This is a genomic window from Hydrocarboniphaga sp. FW305-C-57 (assembly GCF_058783045.1).
Genome location: NZ_JBYSYG010000001.1, coordinates 757,759 through 779,118, shown reverse-complemented (window position 1 = coordinate 779,118; position 21,360 = coordinate 757,759). Strand labels below are relative to the sequence as shown.

16 protein-coding genes are annotated in these 21,360 nt (G+C 65.5%); 6 read left to right on the top strand and 10 right to left on the bottom strand.

From position 1 onward, the window contains the following. Positions 1 to 18: 18 nt before the first annotated feature. The 4 genes from AC3WUM_RS03585 to AC3WUM_RS03570 are packed head-to-tail and all read right to left on the bottom strand — an operon-like array spanning position 19 to position 5,993. Positions 19 to 1,089, bottom strand: a complete 1,071-nt coding sequence (locus AC3WUM_RS03585) for a phosphotransferase (RefSeq protein ID WP_492408750.1) — start codon at positions 1,087 to 1,089, stop codon at positions 19 to 21. Beyond that, positions 1,086 to 2,279: an acyl-CoA dehydrogenase family protein gene (locus AC3WUM_RS03580; RefSeq protein ID WP_492408749.1), complete on the bottom strand. Its 1,194-nt coding sequence runs from the start codon at positions 2,277 to 2,279 to the stop codon at positions 1,086 to 1,088. The genes AC3WUM_RS03585 and AC3WUM_RS03580 overlap by 4 nt, the downstream gene beginning before the upstream one ends. Positions 2,280 to 2,284: 5 nt before the next feature. Beyond that, positions 2,285 to 3,529, bottom strand: coding sequence for a cytochrome P450 (locus tag AC3WUM_RS03575; protein WP_492408748.1), 1,245 nt, complete (start codon positions 3,527 to 3,529; stop codon positions 2,285 to 2,287). Positions 3,530 to 3,557: 28 nt separating this feature from the next. Next, positions 3,558 to 5,993, bottom strand: a complete 2,436-nt coding sequence (locus AC3WUM_RS03570; protein WP_492408747.1) for a TonB-dependent receptor — start codon at positions 5,991 to 5,993, stop codon at positions 3,558 to 3,560. Between the two features lie 207 nt (positions 5,994 to 6,200). Here AC3WUM_RS03570 and AC3WUM_RS03565 point away from each other — a divergent pair, with 207 nt between their 5' ends. Next, positions 6,201 to 6,845: a TetR/AcrR family transcriptional regulator gene (locus AC3WUM_RS03565; protein ID WP_492408746.1), complete on the top strand. Its 645-nt coding sequence runs from the start codon at positions 6,201 to 6,203 to the stop codon at positions 6,843 to 6,845. Positions 6,846 to 6,897: 52 nt separating this feature from the next. On the opposite strand, the gene AC3WUM_RS03560 is transcribed toward AC3WUM_RS03565, so the two are convergent. Beyond that, entirely contained in the window at positions 6,898 to 7,554 is a 657-nt protein-coding gene (locus tag AC3WUM_RS03560; RefSeq protein WP_492408745.1) for a CoA transferase subunit B, read from the bottom strand. Between the two features lie 23 nt (positions 7,555 to 7,577). Beyond that, on the bottom strand, positions 7,578 to 8,276 hold the full coding sequence (locus AC3WUM_RS03555; protein WP_492408744.1) for a CoA transferase subunit A: 699 nt from the start codon (positions 8,274 to 8,276) through the stop codon (positions 7,578 to 7,580). A gap of 116 nt (positions 8,277 to 8,392) precedes the next feature. Between AC3WUM_RS03555 and AC3WUM_RS03550 the strand changes: the two genes are divergently transcribed. After that, the gene (locus AC3WUM_RS03550; RefSeq protein WP_492408742.1) at positions 8,393 to 9,280 is read left to right on the top strand and encodes a LysR family transcriptional regulator; all 888 of its coding nucleotides are present in this window, start codon (positions 8,393 to 8,395) and stop codon (positions 9,278 to 9,280) included. A gap of 5 nt (positions 9,281 to 9,285) precedes the next feature. Here AC3WUM_RS03550 and AC3WUM_RS03545 read toward each other — a convergent pair whose 3' ends face one another. After that, positions 9,286 to 9,576 carry a hypothetical protein gene (locus tag AC3WUM_RS03545; protein ID WP_492408741.1) on the bottom strand — a complete coding sequence of 97 codons (291 nt, stop codon included), beginning with the start codon at positions 9,574 to 9,576 and terminating at the stop codon, positions 9,286 to 9,288. 263 nt (positions 9,577 to 9,839) lie between these two features. Between AC3WUM_RS03545 and AC3WUM_RS03540 the strand changes: the two genes are divergently transcribed. Next, positions 9,840 to 11,810 carry a pyrroloquinoline quinone-dependent dehydrogenase gene (locus AC3WUM_RS03540; protein WP_492408740.1) on the top strand — a complete coding sequence of 657 codons (1,971 nt, stop codon included), beginning with the start codon at positions 9,840 to 9,842 and terminating at the stop codon, positions 11,808 to 11,810. 208 nt (positions 11,811 to 12,018) lie between these two features. On the opposite strand, the gene AC3WUM_RS03535 is transcribed toward AC3WUM_RS03540, so the two are convergent. Beyond that, positions 12,019 to 12,906: a LysR family transcriptional regulator gene (locus AC3WUM_RS03535; RefSeq protein WP_492408738.1), complete on the bottom strand. Its 888-nt coding sequence runs from the start codon at positions 12,904 to 12,906 to the stop codon at positions 12,019 to 12,021. A gap of 117 nt (positions 12,907 to 13,023) precedes the next feature. Between AC3WUM_RS03535 and ilvD the strand changes: the two genes are divergently transcribed. Continuing rightward, on the top strand, positions 13,024 to 14,859 hold the full coding sequence (ilvD, locus tag AC3WUM_RS03530) for a dihydroxy-acid dehydratase (RefSeq protein WP_492408737.1): 1,836 nt from the start codon (positions 13,024 to 13,026) through the stop codon (positions 14,857 to 14,859). 48 nt (positions 14,860 to 14,907) lie between these two features. Here the strand turns inward: ilvD and AC3WUM_RS03525 are convergent, their stop codons facing one another. After that, a complete protein-coding gene (locus tag AC3WUM_RS03525; RefSeq protein ID WP_492408736.1) occupies positions 14,908 to 18,063 on the bottom strand; it encodes a multidrug efflux RND transporter permease subunit in 3,156 nt (1,051 codons plus the stop codon). Positions 18,064 to 18,449: 386 nt separating this feature from the next. Beyond that, entirely contained in the window at positions 18,450 to 18,983 is a 534-nt protein-coding gene (locus AC3WUM_RS03520) for a TetR/AcrR family transcriptional regulator (protein WP_492408735.1), read from the bottom strand. A gap of 191 nt (positions 18,984 to 19,174) precedes the next feature. Here AC3WUM_RS03520 and AC3WUM_RS03515 point away from each other — a divergent pair, with 191 nt between their 5' ends. Together AC3WUM_RS03515 and AC3WUM_RS03510 are read left to right on the top strand one after the other, a co-directional pair. Beyond that, on the top strand, positions 19,175 to 20,431 hold the full coding sequence (locus AC3WUM_RS03515) for a cytochrome P450 (RefSeq protein ID WP_492408734.1): 1,257 nt from the start codon (positions 19,175 to 19,177) through the stop codon (positions 20,429 to 20,431). A gap of 8 nt (positions 20,432 to 20,439) precedes the next feature. Further along, complete coding sequence (locus AC3WUM_RS03510) at positions 20,440 to 21,357, top strand: SDR family NAD(P)-dependent oxidoreductase (RefSeq protein ID WP_492408733.1); 918 nt, start codon at positions 20,440 to 20,442, stop codon at positions 21,355 to 21,357. Positions 21,358 to 21,360 lie beyond the last annotated feature (3 nt).

Here is a 21,360-nt window from a genome sequence, read left to right as displayed (position 1 = left end):
CCGGGTGCGCCGCCGGTCTCAGCGGCAGGCGTCCATCTGTCTGCAGGCCAGCTCGACGAGACGTGGAAAGCAGCGCGCCCGTTCCTGCGCATGCGTCGACGCCGCGGTGCCGCGAATCACGCGTCCCTTGATGCCATGGAAAATCGCGGCCATGCGGAAGAAATTGAACGCCAGATAGAAGTCGTACGCGGGCATCGCCGCACGCCCGGTCCGGGCGCAGTACGCGGCCACGTAATCGCGCTCGGACGGAATGCCGAGCGCTTCCACGTCGGCGCCGCCGAGTCCGGCGACGATGTCGGGCGGCATGCGGTACATCATCGCGTGATACGCGAAATCGGCCAACGGATGGCCGAGCGTCGACAATTCCCAATCGAGCACCGCAAGCACGCGCGGCTCGGTCGGATGAAAGATCATATTGTCGCAGCGGAAATCGCCGTGGATCAGGCGGGTTTCATCGTCGCCCGGCGGGATGTTCGCCGGCAGCCATTCGATGAGCCTGTCCATGCCGGCATCGCGGCCGGCATCGGTATCGTCGAGGTACTGGCGCGACCAGCGCGCGATCTGGCGCTCGAAGTAATTGCCGGGCCTGCCATAGTCGGCGAGGCCGATCGCCTCGTGATCGAGGCGATGCAGCTGCGCGAGCGTCTCGTTCATCGCGTCGAAGTAGCGCGGCCTTTCGGCTTTCGAGACCTCGGGAAAGCCCGCGTCCCAGAAGATGCGCCCTTCGACCATTTCCATGACGAAGAACCAGGTTCCGATCACGCCGGCGTCCGTGCACAGGCCATGCACCCTGGCGACCGGAAAGCCCGTCGCCGACAACGCCGCCAACACCCTGGCCTCGCGCTCGACCGCGTGCGCGCCCTTGACCAGTTCGCCGGGGGGCTTGCGACGCATGACGTAGCTGCGCCTGGGCGTGACGAGCTTGTAGGTCGGGTTGGACTGCCCGCCTTTGAACTGCTCGACCGTCAACGGCCCCTCGTAATCCGCAACGTTCGCCTGCAGCCAGCGCGCGAGCGCCGCTTCATCGAAGCGATGCGCCTCGCGAACGGGCGTCGTGCCCGCGTTGGCCTGCTGTCCGACTGCGCTCATGCCGCGCTCCCACGTCGCCAATCACGCTGTATCTTCTTCGCAAGCGACCATTTGTGCACCTCGGTCGGTCCGTCGTAGATGCGAAACGCGCGTATCTCGCGAAACACCTGCTCGACGATGGTGTCGCCGCTGACACCGGTTCCACCCATGACCTGCACGCAGCGATCGGCCACGCGCATGAGGGATTCGGAAACCGCGACCTTGGCCATCGAGCTTTCGGCGATTCCATTGGCGCCCGAATCGAGCACGTCGGCGCACCAGTCGATCATGAGTTCGGCCTGGCGCAGATCGATCAGATTGTCCGCGAGCATGAAGCCGACGCCTTCGTGTTCGATCAGCGGCTTGCCGAAGGCCTGGCGACGGTTCGCGTAGTCGGTCGCGATCTCGTTCGCGCGCGTGCAGGCTCCGAGCCAGCGCATGCAGTGCGACAGCCGCGCGGGCGCGAGACGCAGCTGCGCATACGCGAAGCCCTCGCCGCTGCGGCCGAGCATCTGCTCCTGCGGCACGCGCAGGTTCTCGATCGCGACGACCGCGTGCCCGCCTGGCATCGAATCGTCGATCGTGTCGAGCAGGCGCTCGATGCGGATCGCCGGATGCGGAAGGTCGACCAGGAACATGCAAGCGCCGTCCGCTGACTTGGCCATCACGATGCCGACGCCTGCGCCCGCCGCGCCCGTGATGAAGGCCTTGCGACCGTCGATGATCCAGTCGTCCCCGTCGCGGCGACAGCTCGTCTTCATCATCGACGGATCGGAGCCTGCGCCGCCTTCGGAGGCCGGCTCGGTCATGAAGAACGCGGAGCGCACCGCGCCCGAAACCAGCGGCTTCAGAAAGCGCTCGCGAATCAGCGGACTGCCGACCTTGGAGAGCAGCAACATATTGCCCTCGTCCGGAGCCGCGGTATTGCAGGCCAGCGGACCGAGCGGAGACAGGCCACTCATGCGCAGCACGCGGGCGGTTTCGCGCTGAGTCAGATGCGAGCCGTCTTCGAGCACGTGCGGCGTCATCACGCCGGCGTCGCGCGCGAGCCCGCGCAGCTCATGCACCAGCGCATCGGTCGGCCCATGCGAGTCGCGGCGCGGATCGCGCTCGTAGGGCGCGACGACATCGCGAACGAAGCGCTCGACGCGCTGGCCGATGCGCTGCGCCCTCTCGCTGACGCCCACCGTTCTGCTGGTTTCGCCGTGCATGCGGATCAGGCCTTCACGAAGCGCATCGGCAAATGGCGGATGCCGTCGATGAAGTTCGAGCGGATGCGTGCGACTTCACCGGCGATCTCGAAACGCGCGTAGCGCTGCACGAGCTCCTCGAGAAACACGCGGATCTGCATCTCGGCGAGCCGGCTGCCGGCGCAGACATGCGCACCCGCGCCGAAGCCGCGATGCTTGACGATCGGCCGCGTGATGTCGAAGCGGTTCGCATCGGTCCAGATGTCGGCGTCACGGTTCGCCGACGGATACCAGAACAGCAGCTTGTCGCCCTTGGCGATCTTCACGCCACGGATCTCGGTGTCTTCCATCGCCGTGCGGCGCATGTGCATGACCGGAGACACCCAGCGCACGATCTCGTTGACCGCGCCTGGGATCAGGCTCGCATCGGCGCGCAGGGCGGCCCACTGATCGGGATTCTGCGCGAGCGCGATCAGGCCACCCGAGATCGAATTGCGCGTGGTCTCGTTGCCGCCGACGAGCACGAGCACGACATTGGCGTAGAAATCACGCATCGGCACTTCGCTGCCATCGCGCTCGCGGCTGATCAGCGTGATCAGGTCGCTGCGATCGCTGCCCGCCCTCGAGGCGCGCAGTTCGCCCGTGTAGCTCATGAGTTCGCCGAGCACCTGGCCCATGTATTCGGGCGACTGACGAAAATCCGGATCGTCCTCGCCGATCAGCGCATTGGTCCATTCATAGAGCTTGGACTCGCGCTCCTCGGGCATGTCGAGCAGCTCGGCGAGCGTCTTGATCGGAATCGGAGCCGAAACCTGATCGACGACGTCGAGCACGCCGCCGTTCGGTACCGCGTCGAGCAGCTTGACGATGCGAGCCCGGATGCGCGCCTCCATCTCGACGAGCCGCGGGGAGGTTACGGCCTGCATGACCATCGTGCGCTGCTGCACCTGCTTGGGCGGGTCGCGCGAAATGAACGGGATGCCGATCGGACTTTCCGATCCGGTGCCCGCGACACCCGAGGCCGCTTCCTCGAAAATCCGATGCCCGCCATTCTCCGAGGCCGACGAGAACAGCTTCGGGTTCATCGAGGCCTGCGTGATGTCCTCGTACTTGAGCAGCGACCAGAAGCCCGCCCCGCCCGACCATTCACTCCAGACCACCGGCGATTTGTCGCGCAGCTCCGCGAACAGCGCATGCGGGAATCCGTTGGCGAACAGATCGGGATCGCCGAGCTCGAATGGTGCTGCCGGCAGCTTGTCGCGACGACTCATGATGCGCTCTCCAGATGGCGGCGGCCGATCAGAATTCCCAGGCCAGGCGCAGGCCGTAGGTGACCGGAGCGCCGAGCGAGACGTTGGTTCCGAAGTCGGCCTGCAGCACGCCGATCTGGTACTTCTCGTCGAGAATGTTGTTGCCGTAAACGGTCGCGCGCAGGTTCCAGGGCTCGTACAGATAGCTCACGCGCACGCCGAGCAGATCATATTTCTTCTGCCGGGCGACATCGGAGTTCTGCGCGGTGAAGTAGAAGCCGCTGTTGTAGTAATAATCGCCGCCGACTTCGAGCGGACCACCCGGAATCTGCCAGGTCTTGGCAAGCGTGAGCGTGGTCGTGAATTTCGGCGAGCGCGAAATGCGGTTTCCGGTGAAGTCGTTGTTGGTCGAGAAGATGCCGGTGCTCTCGCTGAAGCCGCTGCCGTTCTCGAAGTCCGTGAACTTGGCGTTGATGTAGGCGCCGCTGAACGTCACCGCGAGGTCATCGACGAGATCGGGCAGCAGGATCGCGCTGATGTCGAAGTCCACACCCTTTACCTCGGCGGCCTTGGCGGTCTCGAAGGTGACGACGCCGCCATTGAGCAGGGAAACGTACTGCACCTGCAGATTGCTGATGTCGTAGTAGAAGCCAGCGCCTGCGAACGTCATCAGGCCATCGAAGAAGCTGCGCTTGACCCCGACTTCATAGGCGCGCGTCTTCTCGGGCTTCACGTAGTCGACGGCCTGCAGCAGCTTGAGCGGATTGTAGGTTCCGCTCTTGGTCGCCTCCTGGTACGAGGCGTAGAGCAGCGTGTCGTCGAAGACATGGAAATCGATCGAGGCCTTCGGGCTGAAGCTCCTGGTCGTATGGCTCAGCAGGTTGGAGTCGGGATTGGGCGGGAAGATCGGAATCGATCCGCCATCCAGGGTTTCGAGCCCGTTGTAGGCTTCGACGATATAGCGCTTTTCTTCCTGATAGCGTCCGCCGAGCGTCAGTGACATCCAGTCGGTCAGGTCGGCCGTGACCTGCGAAAAGTAGGCGATCGACTTGGTGCCGAGCGTGCCGTAGACGACCACGTTGCCGGACGGCAGGTTGGTCTGCAGAAAGCTCGGCAGCTGATCGAGCGACAGGAAGTTGAGCAGCGCGCCGCGCAGGTCGTTGACGAGCGATACGCGCTGATGCAGGCCGCCGTCGTAACCGGATTCACTGCGGAAGTAGTAGCTGCCGAGAATCCACTTGAGCCATTCGGGGCTCGAGTCGTTCGACAGGATCTGGAACTCGGCCGACTGCACGTCGGCGAACAGCTTGGGCCCTTCGAAGCCGACGAGCGGGCGTGGCGAGCCGTCGTAGTCGTAGGTCGCGGCGGTCTTGATCAGCTGATCGCTGCCGAGCAGGCGCAGATTCGCCCACGGCAGGCTCCACTTGATGTCGCCGTAGACGACGCGATTGTCGATCGACTGATCCGTGCCTTCGTCGAGTTCGCCGCGATAGCCCGTCTGCGGCGTAACGCCGAGCGTACGCGCGAGCGGGCTCGGGAACGCATTGGTCTGGAACAGCGTACCGGCGCCGTCCGAACGGTAGAGCAGGCCTGCGAGCGTGGCGTCGATGTCCTCTGTCGGGGCCCAGCGCAGCTTGAGCCGCGCAGCCTTGCTGATGATCGGATCGAGGCTTTCGCCATCGGAGTTCGCGCTGACGTTGATACGACCGCCCTGGTAGAACTCCTGCGTGTTGTAGAAAGCCGACAGCGAGAACGCGAGCTCGTCGCTGATCGGAATATTGGTATTGACGCGCGTCTTGAGGACGTTGTAGTTCGCGACCTCGCTCTCGATCTGCGTGCGCGCCTCGCTGAAGTCGGGCGCTTTGGTCAGCACGTTGACCGCGCCACCGACGGCGTTGCGTCCGAACAAGGTGCCCTGCGGTCCCTTGAGCACTTCGATGCGATCGACCGCGCCGAATTCCTGTGCGAGCCCTTGCGAGAACGGAAAGTAGATGTTGTCGATGTAGTAGGCCACGCTCGGATCGCCGAGCAGGAACGCGTCCGAGCCGACCCCGCGCAGATAGATCAGCGTGAAGCCGACGGCCTGCGTGATCGTCAGGCCCGGCGTGATGCGTCCGAGCGAGGTCGCATCGGTCACGCCACGCGCATCGAGATTGTCTCCGCTGAACGCCTGGATCGAGATCGGAACGCTCTGCAGATTCTCTTCACGCTTCTGCGCGGTGACGATGATCTCTTCGACGAGGCGCGAACGGCCACCGCCGGCTTCCTGGGTATCTTCAGCCGCCTCGTCCTGCGGACCTTGAACCGCGATCGTATCCAGGCCGGATGCGCCGCCGGGCGCAGGTGCTGAGACTTGCTGCGGGGCTTCGTTTGCCTGGGGCTCGACGACAGCCGCTTCGGCGGTCGGTGCTTCGATCTGTGCAGATGCATCGAGAGCCAGCAACAGCAAGCCCACCGGCACGCTCGTGCCGATCACTTTTTTCATTGTCCCCTCCTCGCTACGAACGAATCGCCCGGCATCGCGGCCGAGCCTTCCGGGTTCTTCGCCCCGTGAAACGATTCAAACACAGAAAGAGACAGACTGTCTACAGAAAGAGACATTACGTCCAATACAGGGTCATCTCGGCTTGCACATTGACCCTATGGCGACCGACGATACGTCTCCAGTTCCGGTTCGAGCCCGATTGCCCCGATGCCCCGAGTCACCAAAAAAGCCGTCGAAGCGCCCAAGACGCGATTCCGCCAGCGGCAGAGCGTCGACAGCCGCTTGCTCGAGGGCATGGAGAAGCTGCTTTTGCAGGGCGAGAGTTTTTCGAGTGTCTCGGTGGAACGGCTCGCGGAAGCCGCGGGCATCGGAAGAGCCACGTTCTACAAGCATTTCCGGGACAAGGGCGAACTCGTCACCCATCTGTTCGAACAGGTACGGCGCGAGATCGTGAGTGCGGCCGGCAGCTGGTTCGAAGACGCGTCGACGACGACGCGCGCCGACATGACACGCAGCTTGCGCGGCATCATCGGCGTCTATCGCGAACACCACGTGATTCTGTCCGCGATGGCGCAGACCGCCTTGCACAATGAAGATGTGGCGCGGCTTTCGAGCCAGATGCGCGACGAGCTCTGCCAGCAGAGCCGCAAAGCCGTAAAGCAGTTGCGCCAGGCCAGGCGGGCGCATCCCGAGGCCGACGACCTGATCGCCGACATCCTCACGCTCGCGATCGATCACTGCTCCACTCTGCACCCCGAGATGCTGCAGGGCCGCAGTTTCGATCGCGTGGTCGAAGCCTGGGTTCACATCAGCTGGAATGCGCTCGCGACGACGAAGACCGACGAGCAGTAGAAATGAAAAAGCCGAGCATCGAGCTCGGCTTTTTACAGCGCAAGAATACGACTCAGAACTGCATTTCGGGCACTTGCTCCGGAACGATCAGCTTGCCGGCCGTCTTGCTGACGATCTCCTCGACGCTGACGCCCGGGGCGCGCTCCTTGAGAATGAACGCTCCGTTATCGATCTCGAGATACGCAAGATCGGTCAGCACGCGCTTGATGCAGCCGGCACCGGTCAGCGGCAGCGAGCATTCGGGCAGCAGCTTGGAATCACCGGCCTTTCCGGCATGCGTCATCGTCACGATGATGTTGTCGGCGCCCGCGACCAGATCCATCGCGCCCCCCATGCCCTTGACGAGCTTGCCGGGCACCATCCACGAGGCGATGTTGCCGTGCACGTCGACTTCGAAAGCGCCGAGCACGGTCAGGTCGACATGACCGCCGCGAATCATCGCGAACGATTCGACCGACGAGAAGATCGACGCGCCCATGCGCGCGGTGACCGTCTGCTTGCCGGCGTTGATGAGGTCCGCATCGATGTCGGCTTCGGTCGGGAACGGGCCCATGCCGAGCAGGCCGTTCTCCGACTGCAGCATCACCTCGATGCCGTCCGGAATGTAGTTCGCCACCAGCGTCGGAATGCCGATGCCGAGATTCACGTAGTAGCCGTCGCGCAGTTCGCGGGCGACGCGCTGGGCCATCTGTTCGCGGGTCAAAGCCATGATGTTGTCTCCGTGAACTTCGATTAGGAACGGACCGTGCGCTTTTCGATGCGCTTTTCGAACGTGCCCTGGATGAGCCGATCGACGTAGATGCCCGGCGTGTGGATCTGCGCCGGATCAAGCGTGCCAGGCGGCACGATCTCCTCGACCTCGACCACGGTGATGCGGCCCGCGGTGGCGACCGCCGGATTGAAGTTCTGCGCCGTGTGCCGATAGATAACGTTGCCGTACCAATCGGCCTTCCAGCCTTTGACGATCGCGAAATCGCCCGTGATCGATTCTTCGAGGATGTAATGACGGCCACCGAACGAGCGGCTCTCCTTGCCCTCGCCGATCTGGGTTCCGTAGCCGGTGGCCGTATAGAAGGCCGGAATGCCCGCGCCGCCCGCGCGCATCTTTTCGGCAAGCGTGCCCTGGGGCGTCAGCACCACTTCGAGTTCACCCGAGAGCAGCTGGCGCTCGAACTCGGCGTTCTCGCCGACGTAGGACGCGATCATCTTCTTGATCTGCCGCTGCTCGAGCAGCACGCCGAGGCCGAAGCCGTCGACGCCGCAGTTGTTCGAGACCACGGTCAGGTCCTTCACGCCCATGCGGCGGATCTGCGCGATGAGGTTCTCGGGAATGCCGCAGAGACCGAAGCCGCCTGCGAGCACGGCCATGCCGTCCTTGAGTCCTTCGAGCGCCTGCTCGTAGCTGCCGACCCGCTTGTCGAAACCTGCCATGGGCTCCTCTTCATCTGGCGGTCCCGGAAGATCGGGACTCATATGAACCAGTTTGGCCCGGCGAGCCTCATTTGTTAATTTTCTTTTTTGGAAGAATTGTTTTGTGAATCTTATCAATGACCATCCGCCAGCTCCGCGCCTTCGTCTGCGTCGCCCAGACCCTGAGCTTCGCCCGCGCCGGTGAATTGCTGCATCTCTCGCAGCCCGCCCTGAGCCTGGCGATACGCGGGCTCGAAGAATCACTCGGCGGGCGCCTGCTGAGCCGAACCACGCGCAGCGTGCGGCTGACGCCCGAAGGCGCGACCCTGCTGCCGCTCGCGCTGCGCCTGCTCGCCGAATGGGAGGGCACCACCGATCGGCTGCGCCAGCGCTTCACGCTGCAGCAGGGCCATGTGACGGTGGCCGCCATGCCCTCGTTCGCGGCCAACCGGCTACCGGAACTGCTGACGAGGTTTCGCGCGGCGCATCCGCAAATCGACGTGACGATCCACGACGTCATCAACGAGCAGGTGCTCGAACTCGTCACCAGCGGCCGTGTCGAGATCGGCTTCTGCTTCGAGCCCGAGACGATGCAGCCCTACGAGTTCACCTCGATGTTCGACGACCGCTTCGTCGCGGTCGTCGCGGCCGATTCACCGCTCGCGCGGAAGGCGAGCGTGAGCTGGAAGACACTCAGCGCCGAGCCCTTCATCACCCTGCAGCGGCCGTCGACCGTGCGCCATCTGCTCGAACAGTCGCTGGCCGCCGCCGGCCAGGACTTCGCTCCGGCGCTCGAATGCCATCAGCTGTCGACGGTCGGATCGCTGGTGGCTTCGGGACTCGGAGTCAGCGCGGTTCCCGCGCTATGCAGCGATCAGATGCGACGCATGGGTGCGCGCTGCCTGCGCCTTTCCGGCCCGATCGTGCGCAGACGCGTCGGCCTGCTCACACGCCGCGATGCGGAACTGTCCACGGCAGCGCACGAACTCATGCGCATCGCGCTCGGCGCGGAGCCCGAGCGCTGATCGCATCAGGCGGTTTGTGACGGCGCTTTCATGCCGAGGCCGATCGCCGCGGCGACGCTCAGCATCAGCAGCAGCCAAAGCACCGGATGGCCGCCTTCGAGCAATTGGACGATGCCGAACACGGCATTGGAACTCGCATCGGTTTCGAGCCCTTCGTGGCCCGGGTGTGCCTGCGCGGCCATCGGAACCAGGGCGGAACAGACGGCAATGCGCGCGATGATGGACTTCATGTTCGATCCGATGGCGAGCGAGCGCCGCAGGGTGATCGTCGGTGTGACGATTCGTGAATTCGTCACAAGGCTCACACAGGCGTGCCCCGCTCGACCAATGAAGAGTCGTGTGGAGCGCATAACCGGCGGTTATCGATGCCGTGGATGGCCGCCACGAATCGTGGTGCCGATCGAGTTCTTCCTGAGGCGCTGAGCAACGTCGCCGGCAAAAGTCTTTGCCCGGCCAGGCAAGCACCGTCCAGCCCGGCTACCGCGGGCCGCCGGACTGCTCCTATAATGGACAGACGTGTTCACTAATAAAGAACCAGATCGATCTGGGGGAGATGCTGATGAGCCTCAGCCATGGACGGGCGTTCGCCCGCCTGACCAAGTTGTTCGCCGCGCTGTTCATTCCATTGAGCGCCGTGACGGCCGCGACATCGATCGCCGCCGAGCCGGTCCCCGCCACTCCGCATGACGCGAAGTATTCGTCGCTGAACCAGATCAACGCCGCCAACGTCGGCCAGCTCGAGCTCGCCTGGGAGTTCCACACCGGCGACGTGCCGCCGCCCAAGGCGATGAATGCACTGATCGCGTTCGAAGATCAGCCCAGCCTGATCGATGGCAATCTCGTCATCTGCACGACCACGCGGCGCATCCTCGCGGTCGACCCCGCCACCGGCAAGAAGCGCTGGGAATTCGACCCCAAGGATCCCAAGGTCGGCATGCGCAAGTGTCGCGGCGTCGGCCATTGGGTCGATCCGCAGGCCGCCGAAGGCGCGCACTGCAAGTCGCGCATCCTGTTCGGCACCGCCGACTACCGCCTGCTCGCGATCGACGCGCGCGACGGCAAGGCCTGCGAAGGCTTCGGCGATCGCGGCAGCGTGAAGATGGAGATCAGCAAGCCCGAGATCTTCGCGGGCGAAGTGGTCGCCGCCTCGAAGCCGGCCATCGTCAACGGCGTCGCCATCGTCGGCTCGGCGGTCGCGGACAACCAGCGCGTCGACGCGCCGAGCGGCCGCGTGCTGGCCTTCGATGCGCGCAGCGGCAAGCCGCTCTGGCAGTTCGATCCGCTGCCGCGCGATGCCAACGATCCGGCCGCCAAATCCTGGGCCAAGGGCACGGCCGAAGGCTTCGGCGGCGGCAACGTCTGGTCGAGCATGGCCGTCGACGAGGCGCTCGACATGGTCTACCTGCCGACCACGAGCCCGTCGGGCGACTTCTTCGGCGGCGATCGCGTGGGCGACAACCGCTATTCGTCCTCGGTCGTCGCGCTGAAGGCCGCCACCGGCCAGGTCGCCTGGCACTTCCAGTTCGTGCATCACAACGTGTTCGACTACGACACCCCGACCGAGCCGCTGCTGATCGACTGGAAGCTCGCCGACGGCAGCAGCGTTCCGGCGCTCGTGCAGAACAACAAGACCGGCCTGATCTTCGTCTTCAACCGCGCCACCGGCGAGCCGCTGGTGCCGATCGAGGAGCGCCCGGTGCCGCAGCAGTACGCGGTCAAGGGCGAAGTGCTGTCCAAGACCCAGCCGTTCCCCAAGGGCATGCCGACGCTCGCGCCGCAGGGCTTCTCTCCCGACGACGCCTGGGGTTTCACCTTCGTCGACAAGTGGCTCTGCAAGCGCAAGATCGAAGAGTTCAACTACGGCCCGGCGTTCACACCGGCGAGCCTCAAGGGAACGATCTTCTCGCCCTCGGTCGGCGGCGGTCCGAACTGGGGCGGCGGCGCCTATGATCCGGCCAGCGGCATCATGGTGGTGCCGTCCAATCGCGTGCCGACCATCGTCAAGCTGATTCCGACGGCCGAAGCCAAGATCGACAAGACGCAGAAGATCGAAACCGGCGGCCCGATGTCGTTCGCCCCGACCGGCTCGCAGTACGTCTATCAGGTGCAGCCGCTGCTGTCGCCGCTGATGTCACCGTGCTCGGCGCCGCCGTGGGCTGCGCTGACGGCGGTCGATCTGGCGAACAAGAAGATCGTCTGGGAAGTGCCGCTCGGCAGCATCGAAAAACTGCTGCCGGTGAAGCCGCCATGGAAGATGGACCTCGACTTCGGCACGCCGGGCGCCGGCGGCCCGCTGGTCACCGCCGGCGGCCTGGTCTTCATCGGCTACACGCTCGACGACTCGCTGCGCGCCTTCGACCTCAAGAGCGGCAAGGTGCTCTGGAAGGCCGATCTACCCGCGGCCGGCACGGCGGTTCCGATGACCTACGAAGTGAACGGCACGCAGTACGTGGTGATCGCGGCGGGCGGTCACAGCATGTACGGATCGACGCTCGGGGATTCGGTGGTGGCGTACAAGCTGAAGCGGTAGAGAGCCCAGCCGAGAAATTTGCGCTCGGCGACGGGCCCTCTCCCGGTCCTTCGGACCACCCTCTCCCGCAAGCGGGAGAGGGGACCAGCAGTTGGCCCGCCACCGCAGTCGAAGCGTCGCACTCACCGCCGTTCCTCTCTCCCGCTTGCGGGAGAGAGTCCCTCGCGCCAGCGAGGGGAGAGAGGGGCTGGCGGATGCTCAGGCGTGGCTAGCCGCCCGCACTGACCCGCAACACCTCCGAAAAATTCCGCACGATCGCCGAGCCCTCGCCCGCGCGCGTCAGCAAGCCGATCTGCAGCGCCTCCGCGGTCCCGCGCAGCCGCCGGTAGATGAGCCCCTTGCGCTTGAGGTTGCGCATCGACGCCGGCACCAGCGCGACGCCGAGCCCGCAGGCGACGAGGCTCACCACCGTCTGCATCTGTCGCGCCTGCTGGCCCATGCGCGGCGTGAATCCGCTGCCGCGACAACGTGCGACGATCGCATCGTGCAGGCCCGGCGCAAGCTCGCGCGGCGGCGCAATGAACTTCTCTTCGCCGAAGCGTCGCAGATCGGTCGCCCGGTCCGCGCCCGCGAGCGGATGCCGCGCCGGTAGCGCGAGCAGCAGCTCTTCCGCGATCAGCGGCTCGAACTTCAGATCGGCCTCCTGCACCGGACCGAGCGCAAGCGCCAGATCGAAGCGACCGCTGCGCAGCGCCTGCACCTGCTGATCCGTGGTCGCCTCGTGCAGTTCGACCTCGATGCGCGGATAGCGCGTGCGGAAGTCCTTGAGCGCCGGCGGCAGCACGCCGTAATCGACGATCGACACGAATCCCACCGACAGCGTTCCGATTTCACCCAGCGAAGCCTGGCGCGCCCGCGTCTTCGCACCCTCGAGCCGTGCGAGCGCGGCTTTCGCGTCTTCGTAGAACAGCGCTCCGGCCGCCGTCAGCTCGACCCCGCGCGGCGAGCGCGCGAACAGGCGAACGCCGATCTCGTCTTCGAGACGCTTGACCTGGATCGACAGCGGCGGCTGCGAAACATGCAAGCGCTCGGCCGCTCGCGAGAAGTTGCGCGCATCGGCGACGGCGATGAAGTAGCGAATCTGCCGCAGATCCATCCAAACCCCACTATTTACGATCGATATGGCGACCACGCGCCGATTATATTGGCCGCTATGGCGGCGCATCGCGAAGATGGCGGCATCGGCACACCGCCACCGCTCCAGGAAGCTCCGATGCCCGCTCTTCGTTCCCGCACCAGCACCGCCGGCCCGTTGATGGCCGGCGCCCGCTCGCTCTGGCGAGCCACCGGCATGACCGACTCCGATTTCGGCAAGCCGATCATCGCCGTCGCCAACTCGTTCACGCAGTTCGTTCCGGGCCATGTGCACCTGAAGGATCTCGGCCAGCTCGTCGCCGGCGAAATCACGCGAGCCGGTGGCGTCGCGCGCGAGTTCAACACCATCGCGGTCGACGACGGCATCGCGATGGGCCACGACGGCATGCTCTACAGCCTGCCCTCGCGCGATCTGATCGCGGACAGCGTCGAATACATGGTCAACGCGCACACGGCTGACGCGCTCGTCTGCATCTCGAATTGCGACAAGATCACGCCTGGCATGCTGATGGCCGCGATGCGGCTCGACATTCCGACCGTGTTCGTCGCCGGCGGGCCGATGGAAGCCGGCAGGCGCAAGCTGGACGATCGCGTCATTGCCCTCGATCTCGTCGATGCGATCGTCGCCGGCGCGAATGCCGGACTCGCGGACGACGAGCGCCAGCAGATCGAGCAGGCCGCCTGCCCGACCTGCGGTTCGTGCTCGGGCATGTTCACCGCCAACTCGATGAACTGCCTGCTCGAAGCGCTCGGCCTCGCCTTGCCGGGCAACGGCTCGCTCGTCGCCACGCATGCCGATCGCGAGCGGCTGTTTCGCGAATCCGGGCGCCTGATCGTCGAGCTCGCGCGCCGTCACTACGAGCGCGACGATCCGCGCACATTGCCGCGCCAGATCGCGACCAAGGCGGCATTCGAAAACGCGATGTCGCTCGACATCGCGATGGGCGGCTCGACCAATACCGTGCTGCACCTGCTCGCCGCCGCGCGCGAAGGCGACGTCGACTTCACGCTCGCCGACATCGATCGCATTTCGCGCGCGGTGCCGACGCTCTGCAAGGTCGCGCCGGCGAGCGCCCATCACATGGAAGACGTGCATCGCGCTGGCGGCGTGATGGCGATCCTCGCGGAGCTCCGGCGTGCCGGGCTCGTCGACGGCAGCGTGGCGACCACGTACGCGAGTTCGCTCGATGTGGCGATCGACACCTGGGACATCCGGCAGACGCAGGACACGGCGGTGCACGAGTTCTATTCGGCCGCCGCGGCCGGGGTTCGGAGTCGCACGGCGTTCTCGCAGAACAGCCGCTACGAGTCGCTCGATCTCGACCGCGAACAGGGCTGCATCCGTTCATGCGAGCACGCCTACAACCATGACGGCGGGCTTGCCGTGCTGACCGGCAATCTCGCCACGCAGGGATGCATCGTGAAGACCGCCGCGGTGCCGGCGCAGATGCTCCGCTTCGAAGGCCCGGCGCGTATTTTCGAAAGCCAGGACGCCGCGAGCGCCGCGATACTCGGCGATCAGGTCAAGGCCGGCGACGTCGTGGTGATTCGCTACGAAGGCCCGCGTGGCGGCCCCGGCATGCAGGAGATGCTTTATCCGACCACGTACCTGAAAACCAAGGGCCTGGCGACACGCTGCGCGCTGATCACCGACGGCCGTTTCTCGGGCGCGAGCGCCGGACTTTCGATCGGCCACATCGCGCCCGAAGCGGCTGCGCACGGCATCATCGGACTGCTCGAGGACGGCGATCGCATTCGCATCGACATCGCCGGCCGCAGCATCCGAGTGGAGCTCAGCGACGCCGAACTTGCAGCACGACGCCATCGGCGCAATGCGAGCGGCTGGCGTCCGTCCGCGCCGAGGCCGCGCAGGCTCAGCACCGCCCTGAAGGCTTACGCGCTGCTCGCGGGCGGGGCGGATATCGGAGCCGTGCGCGAGCTGCCCGAAGGCTGAGCGCCAGCGGTTGCGATCGGGCGTCGAACGCGACCGATGCGGGCCCGCTCATCCCGCGAGCCGGGCCGGCGTCGGCGCATCGGCCGCCGGCTCTTTTCTCTGGCGATGGAACAGCCGGTCGAGCGCCAGATAAACCACGGGCGTCGTGAACAGCGTGAGCAGCTGGCTCAGCAACAGTCCGCCCACCACCGCGATACCGAGCGGCTGGCGCAGCTCGGAACCCGTGCCGATGCCCAGGGTCAGCGGCACCGCGCCGAGCATCGCCGCGAGCGTCGTCATCATGATCGGGCGGAAGCGCACGAGACAGGCCTGGTGAATCGCCTCGGCTGGCGACAGGCCCTGGTTGCGCTGCGCCTCGAGCGCGAAATCCACCATCAGGATGCCGTTCTTCTTGACGATGCCGATCAGCAGCACGACGCCGATCATCGCCATGATCGAGAACTCGAAGCCGAGCGCCCACAGAAACAGAATCGCGCCGATGCCGGCCGAGGGCAGCGTCGACAGGATCGTCAGCGGATGCACGAAGCTCTCGTAGAGCACACCGAGGATGATGTAGACCGCGAGCAGCGCGGTGAGGATCAGCAGTGGTTGTGAGGCCAGTGAATCCTTGAACGCCTGCGCGTTGCCACGGAACGAACCCGTGTATTCGCTCGGCATGCCGATGTCGGACTCGGCCCGGGTCACGAGCGCCACCGCATCGCCGAGCGCCACGCCCCTGGCGAGATTGAACGAGATGCTCACCGACGGAAACATGCCGTCGTGCGTGATCGACAGCGGACCATTGGTGGACGGCTCGTTCGACACCATCGCCGACAACGGCACCATCTGGCCGCTCAGCGGCGAGCGCAGATGGAAATAATCCAGGCTCTGGCGACGTCCGCGCTGATGCTCGTCGATCTCGAGTACGACCTTGTACTGATTCGTTTCGGTCTGGTACTCGCTGATCTGGCGCTGGCCGAAGGCATCGTAGAGCGCCTGGTCGATGTCCTCCGTACTGATGCCGAAGCGCGCCGCGGCGACGCGGTCGATGGTCAGCCGCGTGATCGAAGCGCCGAGCTGCTGGTCACTCGATACGTCGCGCAGCTGCGGCAACTCCCGCAGGCGTTCGGTCAGCCGGCCGGCCCAGCTCGCGAGCTGTGCGCTGTCGGGCCCCTTGAGCATGAACAGGTACTGCGCTCGCGAGGAGCCCGCCCCGAGGTTGATGTCCTGCGCGCTGCGCAGGAACAGCTGAATGCCGAGCACTTCCTCGAGCCGGGGCCGCAGGCGGTTGATGAATTCCTCGGCCGACACGTCGCGCTGGTTGCGATCCTTGAGCACGATGAAGAAGCGCCCGCTCGACAACGAGCCGCCGCCGAAGCTCGAGCCGATCGACTGGTTGTAGCCGAGCACGGCCGGATCGGCGCCGACGATCTTCGCGAGTTGCAGGTGCTTCTCGCGCATGTCCTCGAACGAAATGTCCTCGGCCGCCTGCGAGACGCCATAGACGAAGGCGGTGTCCTGCAGCGGGAAGAAGCCCTTCGGCACGAGCACGTAGCTCAGCGCGGCGGCGGCGACCGTCAGCCCGAAGCCGGCCAGCACGAGATGCTGGTGCCGCAGCGACCAGCGCAGCCCGCGATCGTAGAACGCGAGCAGGCGATCCGAGAATCCGCCGGCCGCGTGCCCCGCATGTGCGGGCGCGCGCATGAAGCGCGAGGCCAGCATCGGCGCGAGCGTCAGCGAGGCGAGCACCGAGATCAGCACCGCGGCCGTCAAGGTCAGCGAAAACTCGCGAAACAGCCGACCGACCACCCCGCCCATGAACAGCAGTGGGATGAAGGCCGCGACGAGCGAGAAGCTGATCGAGACGACGGTGAAGCCGATTTCCGCGGCCCCCTTGAGCGCGGCTTCGCGCATGCCCTCGCCGGCTTCGAGATGCCGATGGATGTTTTCGACGATGACGATCGCATCGTCGACCACGAAGCCGACCGCGACGATCACCGCCACCAGCGTGAGATTGTTGATCGAGAAGCCGAGTGCATACATGGCCGCGGCCGTCGCCACCAGCGAAACGCACAGCACCGAGGCGACGATCAGCGTCGCCGACACCTGCCGCAGGAACAGGCCCATGATCAGCACCACGAGGGCGATGGTGACGACCAGCGTGATCTCGATTTCGTGGATCGACGCGCGGATCGTGCGCGTGCGGTCGTTGAGCACTTCGAACTCGACGTGCGCAGGCAGCAGCTCGCGCAAGCGCGGCATCGCCGCCTTGATGCGCTCGGCGGTGTCGACGATGTTCGCTCCGGGCTGCCGGCGCACGATCAACGCGACGCCGGCGACCCCGTTCTGCCAGGCCTGTGCGTAGTCGTTCTCGGCCCCGAAGCTGATGCGCGCCACGTCGCCGAGAAACACCGGGTTGCCGTCGCGATAGCTGACGACGAGGTTCTCGTAGCCGCGCGGCTCGAAGATCTGGTCGTTGGTCTGCAGCGTGGACACGCGGTCGCGTCCGAACAGCGCGCCCTTGGCCTGGTTGACGCTCGCGGTGCGCACCGCATTGCGAATATCCGCCAGCGTGAGCCCGAGCGCGGCGAGCTTCTCGGGTGCGGCCTGCACGCGCAGCGCCGGCTTGCGCTGGCCGCTCAGGTCGATCTGCGCGACGCCGTCGATCTGCGAGATCTGCCGGGCGATCAGCGTTTCAGCGACGTCGGAAAGCTCGGTCAGCGTCATCAGCGGAGACTGCAGGCGCAGCACCAGCACCGGGCTGTCGTTCGCGTTGACCTTGCGCCAGGTCGGCAAATTCGGCAGATCGGCCGGCAGGCGGCCCGCGGCCGCGTTGATCGCCGACTGCACTTCCTGCGCGGCCTCGTTGATGTCCTTTTCGAGCGTGAACTGCAGGTTGACGGACGTGTTGCCGAGCGAACTCGCCGACGTCATCTCGATGACGCCGGGCACCGAGCTGAGCTGCACTTCGAGCGGCGTGGCGACCGCAGACGCCATCGTCTCCGGACTCGCGCCGGGCAGCGAGGCGCTGATCTGGATCGTCGGCAGATCGGCTTCGGGCAACGGCGACGTCGGCAGCTGTGGAAACGCGAGCGCGCCGAGCAAGATGACGCCCAAGGTCAGCAGCGCGGTGGCAACCGGATGCCCGACGAACCAGGCCGACAGGCCCATGCGGCTCAGCTGGCTCCGGGCACGGCTCAAATGCACTTCCGAGCCTTCGCTCATGAAGCAATCTCCACTGCTCGCACGATGATCAATTGTTCGCGGCTCTGATCGAAGTCCGCTTCTAGGGCCAGGAGTATGCCCCCACGCGCAGCGAGCTGGAGTCGCCGCTATGCAAAGGCGTTTGCGCGCCATCGGTCCGTGACGCACTGGTGCTGCCATGCGCAGGAATCGACAGCAAAGTGCCCAGGTTTGCCGGGTCGCAATCAACGCCGCCGCGAAATCACGGCCTACGTCGAGCTCATGAGACACGAGCGCATCGCACGCTCGCTCCGGCGAGTCTGCAAGACTGGCCGGTTTCCACTCGGCTGGACGCTTGCAGCCCAAAGCAGATTCATGTGCCTGTGAGCTAAGAGGCTATCCAGGTCGGCGCGTTGCAGCGCCAGGATTCACTGCAGGCGACCATTCGTAGCCAGACTCTGGATCATGGCTTCCATGACGGAGCGGGTCTCCTCGTGGCCTTGGTTCGCGCCCATGGCCGACTCCGCTCCCAAGGCCTGCGAGACACTCTGGATGATGATCGCGATCGCAGCGGGAGGGATCGCGGACTGGATGCCCCGGGACTCGAGGTACGCCGCAATCGCTTCAGTCTGAAGCCTGCGGAACTCCCCCATGTAGTGCTTCATCTCTGCACGTACGAGTGGCAGGTGGCTCGCCATCGCCAGGAACGCGAAGGTCGTCGCGCTGGAGTCCACCTGCATCTCCCAGATGGCGCGCAGTGGGTCCTGGCCGAGCCCCTGCTTGAAATGCGCGAGGCCGAAGTCACCGAAATGCCTCACCACGTTCACGAGCAGCTCTTCGGTCGTGCGGAAGTAGTAGTGAACGATCTGCCTTTTCAACCCCACTTTCTCCGCGAGGTGTCGAGCCGTGAGGGCCGCGTATCCCTCGGTGCGGATCATCTCCGCCGCCGCCTCGATCAGCATCGCCCTGCTTTCCTCGGCAGGACGTCTCGAATCCGCCATGCGTCTTGCCCCTGTCGGCACCCTTTCCGGACTCAGCCTAGCAAAAACCCAATAAAAAGACCCGCTTACGGCATTCCATCCCACGCTACTGTCACGTTGACAGTTATTTTTCAAATTACTAGCATGGTGCCAGTTAATTTGGATTCCAATGCATGGGCAAGTCGGAGCAGCTGATGGGTGCAGTATCCGGAGTCACCGTAGCGAACGCGATTCCCGGCAAGGCCCTGCTGGATCCCGGCTTCCTGGACAACCCGTACCCGCTCTACCGGCAGCTGCGTGAAACAGCTCCGGTGTGGCGTATCCCAGAGACGGAGATCTTCGTGGTGACGCGTTACGCGTTGCTCGACGAAGCCGCGCGCCGGGTCGAGGACTTCTCTTCCAACCTGACCGGCATCTTGTATCGCGGCTGGGGCGGAAAGCCCGCCCGCCTCAAGCGGGACAGCTTCCCGATCCAGGTCCTGGCCACGGCCGATCCGCCCGATCACGCCCTGCACCGCAAGGCCGTGTTCCCCGAACTGGTCGCGAGGAAGATGGCCGCGATGGCCCCCGAAATCGAGCAGGTGGCCGACGCCTGCGTCGGTCGCCTGCTGGAGGCGAAGTCCGGCGACTTCATGGACCTGGTCGCCAATCCGCTGCCGATCACCGTCGTCAGCAAGCTCGTCGGATTCAAGGGGAGCGATACCAGGAAGCTGCTGCAGGCCGCGTTCGACTCGACGTCGGTGGTCGATGGCACCATGAACCTTCTGCAGCTCATGTTCATCCTGCTGCGCAGTGCTTCGATCCAGCGCTGGCTCGGTGCTCAACTGGGCAAGGCCAGCCCGGACGGCGGCGACATCCTGTCCGCCGTCAAGCGCAGTGTCGACGAGGGAACGCTCAAGCCGATGGAGGCTCGCGCGATCCTCCACATCCTGCTGGCCGCTGGCGGGGAATCGACGACCAGCCTGCTCGGCAATGCCGTGCGCCGCCTCGCCGAAAACCCGGAACTGCAGGCCGCGCTGCGCGCGCAGCCCGAGCAGATCCCGGCCTTCATCGAGGAAATCCTGCGCCTGGAATCGCCGTTCCGCTATCACCTGCGATCCGTACCGCGAGACACCAGCCTCGGCGGCGTGAACATTCCGCGCGGAGCCACCGTGCTGATGTTCTGGAGCGCGGGCAACCGCGATCCCGAGGTGTTCGCCCATCCGGACGAACTGGACCTGGACCGTCCGCGCAACCACCTGACCTTCGGCCGCGGCATCCATACCTGTGTCGGAGCACCGCTGGCCCGGCTTGAAGGATTGATCGTGCTTCGGGCTCTGCTGGAGCGCAGCCGCCACATCGCGCTGGATTCGTCGCGTCCACCGCAGTGGGTGACGAGCCTGCAGGTGCGGCGGCACGAGAGCCTGCCGCTTGTCGTGACACCCGCCTGATCTCCGCGATGAACGCCAGCCGATGGACCGAAGCGGATGTGCCGGACCAGGCCGGGCGTGTTGCGATCGTCACCGGCGCCAACACGGGCCTCGGCTTCGACACCGCGCGCGTGCTGGCCCGGAAGGGCGCGAGCGTTGTGCTCGCCGTGCGCGATGTGCAGAAGGGCGCAGCCGCGGCCGAGCGCATACGCGCCTTGGCTCCAGGCGCCGATCTCCGCGTCCAGGCACTCGACCTCGGTTCCCTGGCCTCGGTGCGGGCCGCTGCGGAGGCGCTCCGCGCGGACCATTCGCGCATCGACCTGCTGGTCAACAACGCCGGCGTCATGATTCCGCCCAAGGCACTGACGCCGGAAGGCTTCGAGCTTCAGTTCGGCACCAATCACCTCGGACACTTCGCCTTGACCGGGCTACTGCTCGATCGCCTGCTGGACGTTCCGGGCTCGCGGGTCGTCATCGTCGGCAGCCTGGCGCACAAGGCGGGCACGATCAACTTCGACGACCTGCAGTGGCAGCGCGGCTATCGCCGTGCCGCCGCTTACGCGCAGTCCAAGCTTGCGACCCTCATGTTCGGCTACGAATTGCATCGGCGCCTGGCCGCGGCAGGCCGGTCCACGATCGCGGTTTGCGCGCACCCCGGCTACACCAACTCGGAGTTGATGCGAAACGCCTGGAAACCCTTGCAGCCGCTGATTGCGTTCGGCAGCCCGTGGTTTGGCCAGACGCCTGCACAGGGAGCCTTGCCGCAGCTGCGAGCGGCGACCGACCTGCGCGTCGAAGGTGGGCAGTACTGGGGACCGGATGGCTTCATGGAACTCAAAGGACATCCCAAGCTCGTCGCCTCCAGCCGCAAGGCTCATGACGCGGAGACGCAGCGCCGACTCTGGGCGGTGTCCGAGCAGTTGACGGGCGTCACTTTCCCGGTGTGACGG